The sequence below is a fragment of the Sphingomonas sp. BL-S-05 genome (assembly GCF_055521695.1).
On the sequence record NZ_JBVFVS010000002.1, the window covers coordinates 82,041 to 94,420 of the forward strand.

Genomic DNA, 12,380 nt, shown 5'->3' on the forward strand with positions numbered 1-12,380 from the left:
ACCACGATCGAATCATACATGGCGAGGTCATCCAACCTTTTCCCGGTCAGCCTCTCAGGACGAACGGGTCTGACTCATCTCATCATGCTCTGATCCTGAATCCATCGTACCCGGCGAAGGCCGGGGCCCAGTTGGTGCGTCTGTTCAGCGATCGCCGACTGGATCGTCACGCAACGGCAGCAAGCCCGCATCGAGATCGTCCGGCAGCGCGTCCGCCGGATCGAGCGGCGTTAGCGCGCGCAGCGTCTCGATCAGGTCCGGACGCGGTCCGGTGGTCGGTTGATCCACTTGGGTCGTCATCGGCCTGAACTCCTTCCAAACCAGCAATGCTACGCAGTGGCGATCGGGGTGCGCGGTGCCGCCACCTTCCTGCCCCGCCGATCGCTACGACGCTGAAATCCCCGCCAATAGGCGTCCGTACGCTGCCGCACGTACCCGCTTGCCGCCGATCAGGTTGATCGTTAAACTAAACCCTGTTCCCGGATCGGCGACCGCATGAACGGCGCGGCGACAAGGGACGCGACAGGGAGAGGATTCGGCATGAAATCCGATACGCGGTTCCGCTTGCTTGCCATGGCCGGGATGGCCACGGTGCTGACCATCACCCCCGCCACGGCGCAGACGCAGGGGGCGGACAATCCCGCGCCGCCCGCCGGCACGGTGCAGGATGCGACCAACGCCGCCGAGGATGGCGAGATCATCGTCACGGGCCTGCGTGAGAGCCTGCGCCGCGCGACCGATATCAAGCGCAATGCCGACAATATCCTCGATTCGATCGTCGCCGACGATATCGGCAAGCTGCCCGACCAGAATATCGCCGAGGCGATCCAGCGCATTCCCGGCGTCACCATCTCGCGCGACAATGGCGAGGGGCAGTTCATCACCGTGCGCGGGCTGGGGCCGGCGTTCAGCAGCGCGTTGTATAATGGCCGCATCCTCGCAACCGAGAATCAGGGGCGCGAGTTCAGCTTCGACATATTGCCCGCCGAACTGATCAACCGCGTCGATGTGTCGAAGACGCCGACCGCGGCGCAGATCGAGGGCGGCATCGCCGCGACGGTCGACATGTACACCGCGCGGCCGTTCGACTTTTCGGGGACCAAGGTCTCGCTGTCGGGACAGGCCAATTACGACAAGATTCGCGGGCAATTCTCGCCGCAGGCCTCGGGGCTGTTCAGCACGACCTTCGGCGATGGCGATTTCGGCATCCTCGGCGCCTTTTCGTACATCGACCGCAAGATCGAAGGGAAGCGCATCTTCACCGACGGGTGGGAGGCGAACCAGTCGCTCGACCTGAACAAGGACGGGACCGCCGAGTTCACCGGCGTGTCGCTGCCGACCTATGTCGAATGGGGCACCAACCGCACCAGTCGCAAGCGGCTGTCGGGGCTGCTGACCGCGCAGTGGCGGGCGAGCGACACGTTGCTGTTCACGCTCGACGGCCTCTATTCGAAGCTCGACGTCAATGACGATAACAAGGTGTTCTTCGTCTATGGCGGCCCCGGCGACATCACCGCCGCGACGGTCGACGGCAACAATACCATCACCAGCTATACCGGCATCGCGTCCGGCCCCAACATCACCAACCAGGTGCGCCCGCGCCTTGCCACCACCTATCAGGCGGGGGCCAATCTGGCGTGGAACCCGTCCGACCGGTTGAGCGGCACGGTCGATTTCTCTTGGTCGAAAGCGACCGACGATACCGGCGGCAATCAGGCATGGTTCGAAAGCAATCTCGCCACGCCCAGCTATTCGCCGGCCGGGGTGCGTTTCACCATCGGGCCGACGGGGATGCCGGTCTATACGGGCCTTGGCAACATCCTCGACGTATCGAACGCCAAGGCGGGGTTCCTGACGTACGAGGGCGTCAGCGTCGAGGACGAAATCTATCAGGGCAATGCGAACCTGAAATGGGATGCCGATATGGGGATCCTGACGCGGATTTCGGGCGGTTACAACTTTTCCGACCGCAAGAAATCGCGCTTCTCGTTCAAGACGCCCGATGCGCTGCAATGCCTGTACTGCGGGGCGGGGGTCGGCGTGCCGCAAAGCGTGTTCGGCCGGCCGGCGGAGGCGACGAACTTCCTCGGTACCGGCATGTTCGACAGCGCCTATCCGACCTATGCCGCGGCCGATCTCGCGAGCTATTTGCTGAGCGATGCGGCGATCAACCAGCTCGCCAATCCGGCGGCGGCGCGCGCGGCGCTGGCGGCCAATGGCGGCGGCTTCGGCGTCATCCCGGTGCCGGGCAATAGCGGGTCGGCACAGGAGCGGACGATCGGCGGCTATGTCCAGGCGACGTTCGGCGGCGATTTCGGATCGCGGGCATGGTCGGGCAATATCGGGGTGCGCTATACCCGCACCGACGTGACCTCGCGCGGGTTCGGGCAGGAGATCGTCAGCATCACCCCCGCCCCGCCCGGCGGCGATCCGATCGTCAACCTGTCGGCGCCGCAGCCGATCAGCGAGACCGGATCCTATGCGCAGTGGCTGCCGAGCGCGAACTTCAAGATCGACGTGTTCGAGGACGTGGTGCTGCAGGCGGCGGTCGCCAAGACGCTGACCCGCGCGACGCTGTCCGACCTGCTGCTCATCCGCAACATCAACCCGCGTCCGCGCGAACGGGCGATCACCGACGGCAATCCGGGTCTGGAGCCGATGATCGGGTGGAATTACGACGCGGCGCTGACCTGGTATCTCGACCGGGCGAGCTTCGTGAGCGTCGCGCTGTTCGCCAAGGATCTGAACAACATCTCGGAATCGGTCACGTCGACGATCCAGTTGCTCGGCCTCGATTTCCGGCGGACGCGGCCGGAGAATATCGGCAGCCGCAGCTATCGCGGCATCGAGTTTTCGGGGCAATATACCTTTACCGGCCTGCCGGCACCACTCGACGGGCTGGGGGTACAGGCCAATATCAGTCTCGTCGAACCCGATGCGACGACCTACAATGCCGTCGCCTTTTATGAAAAGGGGCCGTTGCAGGCGCGTATCGCCTATAATTACCGCAATGCCTATGAACAGACACAGCAGGGCAATCGCGGACAGCCGGTCAATGTCGACGCCTATGGCATCTGGGACGCGAGCATCAACTATGCGCTGAACGATCAGGTGACGTTGTTCGCGCAGGGCCTCAATCTGTTCAACGAAAAGACGTTCCTCTATTCGGTGTATAAGGAACGGGTGATCACGTTCGAAACCTATGGTCCGCGCTATGCGCTGGGCGTGCGGCTGAACTTCTGATGGGGACGCGCGTTACGACCGCCGAACCCCAGCATCAGGAGTAGTTTCATGACCGATACGCTCGTCAACAACCGCGACGTCAAGGTGTCGAACGGCAAGACCAAGCTGACCGACGCGTTCAAGAAGCATTTCGGTGGCGATGCGCCGATCGCCGACAAGGCGAAGGGTTTCGCCAAGGAACGTCCGTGGACCAGCGCGGCGCTGGCCGGCGTGGCGGCGATTGCGGTGCTGAATACGTTGCGCGGCAAGAAGCTGTCGTAAGACCTTTCTTCCTCTCCCCCGTTCGCTTCGAGCGGAGGTTCGAGCCTGTCGAGAACCGAAGTCGAGAAGGAGTTGCCCTAAGCAGGGCGTTCTCGACTGACGCTTCTCGACAAGCTCGAAGCTGCTCGAACCGAACGGGTTTGGTTGGTGGAGGCTTGTCCCCTACCGCCCGATCAATTCCCCATATAGCTGTCGATACGACCCGATGATCGTCGGGTGATCGTAATCGCGCAGCACCCGGCGGCGCATCGCCTCGCCCATTTCCCAGCGGACCGCCGGTTCGCCGGCGATGGCGCAGATGCCCGCCGCCGTCGCCTGCGGATTGACCAGCGGGGTGACGATGCCGCCATGGCCGGGATCATGCGGCCCCCGCCCCTCGATCATCTCGCGGCAACTGCCGACATCGGGCGCGACGACCGGGATACCGCAGGCGCCCCCTTCCAATATCACCAGCGGCTGCGCTTCGGACAGGCTGGTCAGCACCAGCAGGTCGATGCGGTTCATCCAGTCCTCGATCCGCACCCGCCCGGCGAAATGCAGCACGGCGTTCAGGCCGAGGTCGCTGACCAGCTGGTTGCATTCGGCGGCATATTCGGGATCCTCGTCCCCCGGCCCCAGCACGACGAAGCGCAGATGCGGCTTTTGGGCGTGGGCGATGGCGCAGGCGCGGACGAAGGTCTTGATATCCTTGATCGGCACCACCCGCCCGAGCAGCGCGACCAGCGGATGGTCGGGGTCGCGCGCGTCGGCGAGGTGCGAGAAACGACGCGCGTCGATGCCGTTGGGGATCACCCGCACCCGGTCGGGCGCGGCCCCCAGTCGCCGCTGCACCGCATTGTTGTCGCCATAGAGCGCGACGATCGGATCGCAGGCATCGTAACAGGCACCGGCATAGCTGGTGAAGGCCCGCACCCACAGATCGCGCAGGTCGTTGACGCTGCGATCCATGGCAAGGCCGGTATCGACCTGGTCGCCGATCCATTCGGCCATCATCACCTCGATCTGCCGCTCCAGCAGATAGATGCCATGTTCGGTGATGAAGGCGGGCCGCCCGCTGACCTGTGCCGCGCGCGCCGCGAGCAGCCCGGCGAACCCGGTCGAGATGGTGTGATAGGCGCGCGCCTTGGGCAGCGGCGCGGTCAGCACCGCCAGCAGCCCGCCCAGCAACACGCGCATCGCCCAGAAATAATGGTGGAACGACGCCTTGGGCAGCAGCGCCTGATAATGGCGGCGCAACCGGGCGAAGGTCGCGGGATGGGCGAGGATGTCGCCCGGCGTCAGCGGGTGGCCGACCCCGTCGATCAGTGCGATCAGCTTGCCCAGCGTCCCCGCCCCGCCCCCGCCGACGAAATCGATCAGCGCATCGGCGATCGCCTGCGCCGGTTCCGCCGGATAGCGCCGCGGCATGGTCGCTTCGGGGGCCAGCGCGATCTCGACCAGTTCGACGACGTTGTCGGGCGGGGTAAGCTGCATCGCCAGCGGCGCCGAGGACGGCTTGATCGCGACGATCGCGAAGCGGATTTCGGGCAGATGGGTGATGAGGTCCTGCAACCATCCCGATACGCCGCCGACGACATAAGGATATGCCCCCTCGACGATCAGGCAGATATCGGCGGGCGGCCCGGTGTTGATCCGCGCGTTCACGGGCGATGCTCGATCGTCTGTCCCCGCCACCAGCGCGTCGCCTGGGCGAAGGGATCGTGCGGGCTTTCCACCACCGGCAATTGTTCGACGATCGCATCGATCGCCGCATAATCGCCCGCCGCCCATAATGCCTCGATCCGGGTCGGGTCGAGCGGGTCGTCGCCGATCAGGCCCAGCGCCTCGGCCCGCAGATGCGCGCGCTGCGTATCGGACAGCAGCACATTGCCGCGCGCATGGTCGGCAAGCATCGCCGCCAGCGCCGCATCGCGCTCCGGCCCGCCCGCCGACTCCAGCGCGGCGCGGCCGGTCGCCAGATTCTGCACCACGCGCGCCGAGGCGGCGGCGGCAAGCGCGCGGATCGTCTGATCGCCATCGGTCAGCGCCAGCGCGATCAGCGGCGCCAGCGACGGTTCGAACGAGCGGACCACCGTTTCCAGCGCGCGGCGACGCTCGGCAACCTGGCCGTGGCGCATGACCGTGACCAGCGAATGCAGCGCATTGGCATCGGCATGCAGCACGCGCCCGTCGAGCATCCGGGCGACGGTCAGCTTCGCGCCGCGCTGGGGACGGTGCGACCGCACCACCGGTTCGGGAAGCGGTGCCGGCGCGCGATCCTCCTCGGGCAGCGCGCGGCTGACCCATTCGCCGAGCAGCAGCAGCGCCGGGGCGATCATCCCGCCGACGACCGCGCTGAAGCGGAGCGCGCGTCCGTCGCGCAGGCGCAGCACGATCGCCGCGATCGAACAGCCACCATGGCCGAGCAACAGCAGCGCGCAGGGCAGCAACGGCGTGCAAGCCAGTATCGCCCCGTCCGCCAGCGCCAGCGCGACGAGCGCGCGCGTCACGCCACCAACCCCGGCGAGCGTAGCGCCAGCGGCGCGGCGCGGCGCGGCTCCTCGGCCAGCAGCGGGCCGAGCCAGCGGCAGATTTCGGTCAGTTCGGCCAGAAGATGCGCACCCATCGCGGCAAAGGGCAGGTCGTGCAGCACCAGCACGCCCAGCAGTCGCGCCGGATCGCCCTCGGTCAGCGGCAGCGCCACCGCGCCGATTCCGTCGAGCGCGCCCCGATCGTCGGCATTCCCGACATGGATCGCGTCGGCCCGCCGCTGGGCGAGCAGCAGCAGCGGCGCGGGCAGCGTGTCGGGCCGCGCCTGTGCCCCCGCGCCCCGCAGCCACGCGCGCCCCTCCCCGCCGGTCACGCGGTAACAGGTGAAGTCGCGGGTCTGCGCCGCCAGTGCGATCAGCGCGACCATCGCCGCGCGGCGTTCGGCCGGATCGGCGTCGCCCAGACGCGCGGCGGTGGCGATGACATGACCGATACTGCGTTCGTCGGTCGCGAGCTGCACCTGCAATGCGCGGTTGGTGTGGACGAGCTGGTGAAACGCCTCGGTCAGCCGTTCGACATTGCGCCGGGCGCTGTTCTTGGTCCGGCCGAGCCGCGCGAGCCGCTGTATGCGAACCATGGTCACCTCGCCGATCGCCACCGCCGCCATGAACCACAGCAGCGGCGGCAGCGACAGATGGAGCAGATGGTCGAGATAGTCGCGCTCGTTCGCCGGTTCCTGCCCCAGCGCCAGCCACAGGATGCTGGCGATGGCCGCCGCCGCCAGCGCGGGGAAGGTGCCATAGGCGAGCGCCATCACCACCACCGGCAACCACAGCGGATTCGGGTTGATGCCGGTAAAGGCGGTGCCGTCGAGCAACAGCCGGTCGAAGGCGAGCAGCACCCCGAACGCCGCCGCCAGTTCCATCGCGATGCGCAGCGCCCGCCGCCATGCCGCGTTCATCGCCCGCTCCCCAGCCCGCGCGTCACGCCCGCGCGGGCGAACAATTGTTGCCCGGCAAAGCCCGGCCGGGTGACCGAGCTGATCCCGCCGCTGCCCTCGACACGCCACGCATCGCCGACCGGCAGCACGAGGCCGAGGCTGGCATTGGGACCGTCGCCGCCGAAGCGGTCGACCGTCCATCCGGCGAGGCCGGTCAGCTGCGCCTCGCCGATCGAGCCGCTCAGCAACCCTTGCAGCGTGTGGTTCTCGCGCGTCGCGAAATCGATGCCGCCGCGACGGTGCTGCACATATTCGGCCTCGAGCCGGTAGGTCAGGCCGAAGGCGACGCCGCCGCGACGCCGGATATAGTCGATGCCGCCGGCAAGGGTGAGCGTGTCGACCGCCCCTTCCCCGCCCGCCAGCCCGTAGCGGTTGCCGCCGATATCGACCTGCCCGACCAGCCCCGGCGCGATGCGATAGGTGGCACCGGCGGACAGGCGCGACAGCCAGCCATCGTACAGCGCCTGTTCGCGCGTCGAATAATCGGGCTGGTGCAGCGTCACGCCGACGCGCCACTGTCCCTCGACCGACCCCGATGCATAGCGCACGCCGCCGCCGGTCACGCCACTGTCGAGCGCGCCGGCGAGCACCGCCTGCATCCGCGCCTCGTCGCCGATACGGACGGTGGCGCCCGCCTCGACCACCGGCGATCCGCGCCGTTCGTCGCCGATGCTGCTGGCGACATGGCGGACGCCGCCGCCGATGATGGTGCGGTCGGTGACGGCGATATCGACGCGCGCGCTGCTTTCGACCTGCGACAGGTCGCTGCCGTCGCGCAGCGTCACGACCGCCGATGCCGCACCGGGGGCGAAGGCCGCCGCACGGCGCGCGCTACGGTCGGTCGCGCCGAGCCGGCGGTAGAGGCGGTTCGCCCCGGCGGCGTCGCCATCGGCGTTGCGCGCGTCGGCAAGGATGCGGGTGACGCGTTCGTCCTTCGGGTGCCGTGCGGCGAGTAGTTCGGCCCGGCGGCGGCCCTCGCCCGGATAGCCGGCGGCGACATCGGCCTCGATCGCGAGCAATTGCGGGTCGAGATCGGCGGTCGCCTCGGCCACCGGCGTCGCCGGCGCGGCGGCCGGCGGCGTGAAGCCGATCGTCACCCGGTTGCCGTCGAGGCGCCAGCGCAGGTCGCGGCCCGCGGCGGGGCGCAGCACGAGACTGTCGTCGTTCCAGCGCAGGTCACCGATCGCGGTGCCCGCCGCATCGCGGAACGCGTCGATCGCCCGGTCGTCGATCGCCCGGTCGGCGCGCACGACGATCTCGCCGCCATCGCCTTCGACCGTCAGCGTCGTGCCGATGGGCCAGACCAGTTGCGGATCGCCGCCCGCGACCTCGCCATCGGCAAGGATCGCCGGGGGCACGTGCAGCACCGGCCCCGCTTCGACCGAAATGAGGAGCAGCGCCGCGATCATTGCTGCGACAACAGCATCCGCGCGCGGCCGGGCTGACCGTCGGCGATCAGCAGCCGGGCTTGCAGCGCGACCAGTTGCCGGTCGGCGGGCGTGGTCCGGCGCAGCCGTTCGACCAGCGCCACCGCCTCGCGCCGGCGGCCCAGGCGATCGAGCAGTTCGGCATAGGCGCGGCTGTCGGCCGGCGTCTCCGCCAAAGCCTTTTCCAGCCATGGCCGCGCGGCGCGGTCGCCGCCGATCCTCGCCTGCGCATCGGCCATCAACCGCAGCGCGGGCAGGTCGTCGCCATCGCTGGCCAGATAGTCGCGCAGAATCTGTACCGTGCGCGGCGCATCGCCGGCATTCCACGCGCTCCACGCCAGATCCATGCGATCGCGCGGCGCGGCAATGCCCGTCGCGACGCGGGCGCGCAGCAATGCCGCGAGCTGCGCCGGATCGGGCTTGCGCGGCATCGCATCGCCCGCCGCGCGCACCGCATCGGCTGTCAGCGCCCGCCCGTCGAGCAGCCGCGCCAGCACCGTCCGGGCCGCGCCGTCATCGCCCACCGCCTGCGCAAGCCGCAGCCGGGTCAACAGCACCGGCGTCCGATCGGCGAGCGGATGGCGGGCGAGGAACGTCGCCGCCTCGCCCGGCCGGTCGCGATCGGCATAGGCGGCGATCCAGTCGAGCTGTTGCGCGGGCGTCCCGGCCAGCGTCCGCTGCCGCAGCCACGCCACATCGCGCGCGCCCGGGCGGGGGCCGAGCAGATAGAGCAGCCGCCGCGCCGCCGGACCATCCGGCCCCCCCTGCCCCACCGCCGTCGCCAGCACGCCCACCGCATCGTCGCGCGCGCCCGTCGCCAGAAGCTGTTCGGCGATCGGCAATATGTCCGCGCCGGGTAGCTGGGCACGGGCGAGCAGCATGTGCCGCAGCCCCGCCCGGTCGCCGGCCCGGGTCAGGATCGCCTCGCGCGCGGCGTCGCGCTGATCAACCGGCAACAGCCCCGCCGCCGCCAGCGCGCCCTGCTGGTCGCCCGCCGCCTGCGCGACGCGGATCGCCAGCCATGGGTCGCGCGCGCGCCACGCGCTGCCGACCCGGTCGAGCCGCGCGATCATCGCCCCCTGCCCCGCCCGCTCGAGCCGCCGGGCGAGGTCCAGCGACAGCGCCGCATCAGGCCGGGGGATCGTGCCGCGCTCGGCGGCGGCGACCAGCAGGTCGGGCCGGTCGAGCGCATAGGCGGCGGCGACGATCGCCGGTCCCGGCACGCCCTTTGCCCGGTCGAACAGCGCCACCGCCGCGTCGCGCCGTCCCCCCTCCGCCAGCAGGTCGATGCGCAGCGGCCATGTCTCCGCCGCCTGCCCGTCGGGCCGTGCCGCGAGATAGGCGAGCGCCACCGGCCCGCGCCCGGCGGCCTTCAGGTCATAGGCGACCTGTAGCGTGGTGACCGCCTGTCCCGCCGCCTGCAACCGCGCGGTCAGTGCGGCCAGCTCGCCCGCATCGTCACGGGCGATCGCGTCCGCCAGCACCGGCAGCCGCGGCCCGGTGGACGGCGCCGCGACCGGCAGTGGCGGCGGCACCGCGATCGATGCCGCTACCGGCTGCGCGCGGCGTTCGACATGCAGCACCTCGGTCCGCCCGGGGAGCAGCAGGAACGCTGCCAGCAGCACGCCGCCCCCCGCCACCATCGGCACGCCGATCGCCAGCCAGCGTTGGTCCCCGCCGCTCATCCCGCCGGCTCCGGCCATAACCGGTCGAGCGCGAGCGTCGACACATAGGGCGCGAACCCCGCCGCGCGTTCGCGGGCATAGAGGGCGGCGACCTGCCGCGTATCGGCCATGTCCCAGTAATCGAGCGTGGTGACGACCATCGCCGGGTTGATCGCCTTCGCCGCGCGCAGCCGGTCGGCCTGCCACGCCCAGTCGCTGTCGGACAGCAGGTCGTAGCGCTTGGTCGAAAAATTCCAGCGCGACGCCATCGATTCGCCCAGCACATAGTCGATCGACGGCGCGACCCGGTCGAGCAGCGCGTAACCGCGGTTGAGCATGATGCGGATCGCGGGGAAGCGCGCACGGATCGCCGCGATCAGGCGCGCGCCCGCCGCCACCATCTCCTTCGCGCCCAGGGGATCCTGCCGTTCCATCGCCTCGGCATTATCCATCGTATCGATGAAGATTCCGTCATAGCCAAGGTGCAGAATTTGCGGGACGATCCGGTCGAGCACCGCCGCGGTCCATGCCGGATGGCGCAGGTCCGCCCGCCGCGCATCGGGCCAGTCGGGATTGGCGGCGCCGAGCGCCCCGGCGGCATCCAGTCCGGCGAAATAGGGGCGGCGCTTCTCGACCTCGCCAAGGCTGACATAGCCGAGCAGCGTCGCGCCCTCGCCGCGCAGTGGCGCGATCGGGCGCTGGTGATGCGGTTCGAGCACCAGCAGTTCATATTGCCGCGCCAGCACCGGGTCGGTCGCCGCGCCGTAATCGACCGCCCAGCGCAGCTTCGCATCCCCCTTCCCCCCGCGGCCCGACGTGACGGTGCCCAGCGCGAAGGTCATGCCGACCGCGCCCGCGCCGAGCATCATCGCGTGCCGCCGCCCGATCGCCGACCCCATCACAGCCAGCGCCCGCCATGGCCGACCACCGCCGGGTTGTTGCCGACGAACAACAGATACGTCATGTCCATGCTTGCCTCCGCGACCAGCGCGAGGCCAACGAACGCCCCCACGACTGCGCCGGCCATATAGCCCCACCCGAACGCCGCGAAACCGGCGTCGAACTGGACCCATGTCGCCAGCGCGCTGGCCAGCGCGAAGCTGGCCCAGGTGAACAGGATGCGCCCGAACAGGTCGTAATAGGCGAGCACGACGGTGGACGCGATCACGACCAGATGGAACACCACCCCGGCCGACGTCTGGCGAAAGGCGAAGATCGCGCGGACATCGGCCCCGATCGCGTCGAACAGCGGCACCGCCAGCACCCAGGCAAAGGCCGCGACCAGCAACTGGGCCAGCACCAGCAGGCGCAGGCTGTTGCCCAGCACCTTGATGACCTCGCCGCGCGCCTCCTCGATCCGCTCCAGCGTCGACGTACCGGTACAGCGCGCCAGCATGCTGCCGAACGCGCGGTCGAACCGGGTTTCGGTGACGATCAGCAGCAGCGTCAGCCCCGGCACGATCGTCAGCAGGCCAAGGAAACTGCCCTCGTCGTTGATCGGGTTCAGCCGCAGCGCGCCGACCGCCGCCCGGCTCGCCGGACCGACCCACAATATCCATTTGTCGATCCAGATCGCGGCCACCCCGGCAATCCCCGCCAGCGCGATGATGCGGGCAAGGCGCGGATGGATCGCGTCGCGTGGCGGCAGCACCACGTCGCCGCTGAAATAGCGGCGCAGCACCAGCAGGATCGCCGCCAGCGTCAGGCCGATCCCGCCGGCGATGACCAGCAGGACACCGAGCAGGTCGCCATGCGGCCACAGCCACAGCGCGCCCGCCGCCGCCGCTATCCCGGCCAGATAGGCGAACGGCACCACCCGGTAGCGGTCGAGGGCGGTCAGCATCGGCGCGGCGATCCAGATTTGCGCCAGCCATGCGAGCGCGACGGTGGCGGTCAGCGCCTGCGCGAACGGCAACCCGCCCAGCACGCCGAAGACGACCGTGCCGATCGCGAGCGCGATCACCCCCCCGGCCGCCAGCGCCAGCAGTACGATGCCGGGGATGCCGGCGCCGTCACGGGCGAAGATGCGGTCGGCGACCATGCGGATGGCGACGATGCCGATCGGCGCGGCGGCCAGCGCCGACAGGCTGAACGCATAGATCAGCACCGTCTGTACGACCAGCGAGTCCGCAGCGCTCAGATGGACCGCCGCCCAGCGTTCGAGCAGCCCCATCGAGACCGCGGTCAGCAGCCACGGCCCGGCGCTGATGACCGCGCCATGGGCCCCGGCGCCGACGATCCCGCCGACGCCGCCCTCGCGTGCCACTTGCGCCAGTTTGAATCCGATTCCGGCCATCCGCCCCCCTGCCTACGCAG

Annotated in this window: 10 protein-coding genes; 2 read left to right on the forward strand and 8 right to left on the reverse strand. The window is 69.5% G+C overall.

The window, feature by feature from the left end:
• Positions 1–144 precede the first annotated feature (144 nt).
• Positions 145–300 (reverse strand): hypothetical protein, encoded by a 156-nt coding sequence (locus ACZ1JS_RS17890; RefSeq protein ID WP_465168848.1) that lies wholly within the window; start codon positions 298–300, stop codon positions 145–147.
• 240 nt (positions 301–540) lie between these two features.
• On the opposite strand from ACZ1JS_RS17890, the gene ACZ1JS_RS17895 reads away from it, so the two are divergent.
• Both ACZ1JS_RS17895 and ACZ1JS_RS17900 read left to right on the forward strand, forming a co-directional pair.
• A complete protein-coding gene (locus tag ACZ1JS_RS17895) occupies positions 541–3,243 on the forward strand; it encodes a TonB-dependent receptor (protein WP_465168849.1) in 2,703 nt (900 codons plus the stop codon).
• A gap of 48 nt (positions 3,244–3,291) precedes the next feature.
• Positions 3,292–3,504, forward strand: coding sequence for a hypothetical protein (locus ACZ1JS_RS17900; protein WP_465168850.1), 213 nt, complete (start codon positions 3,292–3,294; stop codon positions 3,502–3,504).
• Between the two features lie 162 nt (positions 3,505–3,666).
• Here the strand turns inward: ACZ1JS_RS17900 and pelF are convergent, their stop codons facing one another.
• Genes pelF through pelG form a run of 7 tightly spaced genes read right to left on the reverse strand, consistent with a single transcriptional unit; the run spans position 3,667 to position 12,360 of the window.
• The gene (gene pelF, locus ACZ1JS_RS17905; RefSeq protein ID WP_465168851.1) at positions 3,667–5,148 is read right to left on the reverse strand and encodes a GT4 family glycosyltransferase PelF; all 1,482 of its coding nucleotides are present in this window, start codon (positions 5,146–5,148) and stop codon (positions 3,667–3,669) included.
• On the reverse strand, positions 5,145–5,993 hold the full coding sequence (locus tag ACZ1JS_RS17910) for a hypothetical protein (protein WP_465168732.1): 849 nt from the start codon (positions 5,991–5,993) through the stop codon (positions 5,145–5,147). Before ACZ1JS_RS17910 ends, pelF begins: the two co-directional genes overlap by 4 nt.
• Positions 5,990–6,934, reverse strand: a complete 945-nt coding sequence (locus ACZ1JS_RS17915) for a hypothetical protein (RefSeq protein WP_465168733.1) — start codon at positions 6,932–6,934, stop codon at positions 5,990–5,992. Before ACZ1JS_RS17915 ends, ACZ1JS_RS17910 begins: the two co-directional genes overlap by 4 nt.
• On the reverse strand, positions 6,931–8,382 hold the full coding sequence (locus ACZ1JS_RS17920) for a hypothetical protein (RefSeq protein WP_465168734.1): 1,452 nt from the start codon (positions 8,380–8,382) through the stop codon (positions 6,931–6,933). Before ACZ1JS_RS17920 ends, ACZ1JS_RS17915 begins: the two co-directional genes overlap by 4 nt.
• A complete protein-coding gene (locus ACZ1JS_RS17925) occupies positions 8,379–10,085 on the reverse strand; it encodes a hypothetical protein (protein ID WP_465168735.1) in 1,707 nt (568 codons plus the stop codon). The genes ACZ1JS_RS17920 and ACZ1JS_RS17925 overlap by 4 nt, the downstream gene beginning before the upstream one ends.
• Entirely contained in the window at positions 10,082–10,963 is an 882-nt protein-coding gene (locus tag ACZ1JS_RS17930; RefSeq protein WP_465168736.1) for an endo alpha-1,4 polygalactosaminidase, read from the reverse strand. The genes ACZ1JS_RS17925 and ACZ1JS_RS17930 overlap by 4 nt, the downstream gene beginning before the upstream one ends.
• Positions 10,963–12,360 carry an exopolysaccharide Pel transporter PelG gene (gene pelG, locus ACZ1JS_RS17935; RefSeq protein ID WP_465168737.1) on the reverse strand — a complete coding sequence of 466 codons (1,398 nt, stop codon included), beginning with the start codon at positions 12,358–12,360 and terminating at the stop codon, positions 10,963–10,965. The genes ACZ1JS_RS17930 and pelG overlap by 1 nt, the downstream gene beginning before the upstream one ends.
• Between the last annotated feature and the right edge of the window lie 20 nt (positions 12,361–12,380).

Excerpts from the sequence above, each read along its gene's own strand:
- ACZ1JS_RS17890 (WP_465168848.1), bottom strand. The coding sequence starts at position 300 with ATGACGACCCAAGTGGATCAACCGACCACCGGACCGCGTCCGGACCTG.
- ACZ1JS_RS17895 (WP_465168849.1), top strand. The coding sequence starts at position 541 with ATGAAATCCGATACGCGGTTCCGCTTGCTTGCCATGGCCGGGATGGCC.
- ACZ1JS_RS17900 (WP_465168850.1), top strand. The coding sequence starts at position 3,292 with ATGACCGATACGCTCGTCAACAACCGCGACGTCAAGGTGTCGAACGGC.
- ACZ1JS_RS17915 (WP_465168733.1), bottom strand. The coding sequence starts at position 6,934 with ATGAACGCGGCATGGCGGCGGGCGCTGCGCATCGCGATGGAACTGGCG.
- ACZ1JS_RS17920 (WP_465168734.1), bottom strand. The coding sequence starts at position 8,382 with ATGATCGCGGCGCTGCTCCTCATTTCGGTCGAAGCGGGGCCGGTGCTG.
- ACZ1JS_RS17925 (WP_465168735.1), bottom strand. The coding sequence starts at position 10,085 with ATGAGCGGCGGGGACCAACGCTGGCTGGCGATCGGCGTGCCGATGGTG.
- ACZ1JS_RS17930 (WP_465168736.1), bottom strand. The coding sequence starts at position 10,963 with ATGGGGTCGGCGATCGGGCGGCGGCACGCGATGATGCTCGGCGCGGGC.
- pelG (WP_465168737.1), bottom strand. The coding sequence starts at position 12,360 with ATGGCCGGAATCGGATTCAAACTGGCGCAAGTGGCACGCGAGGGCGGC.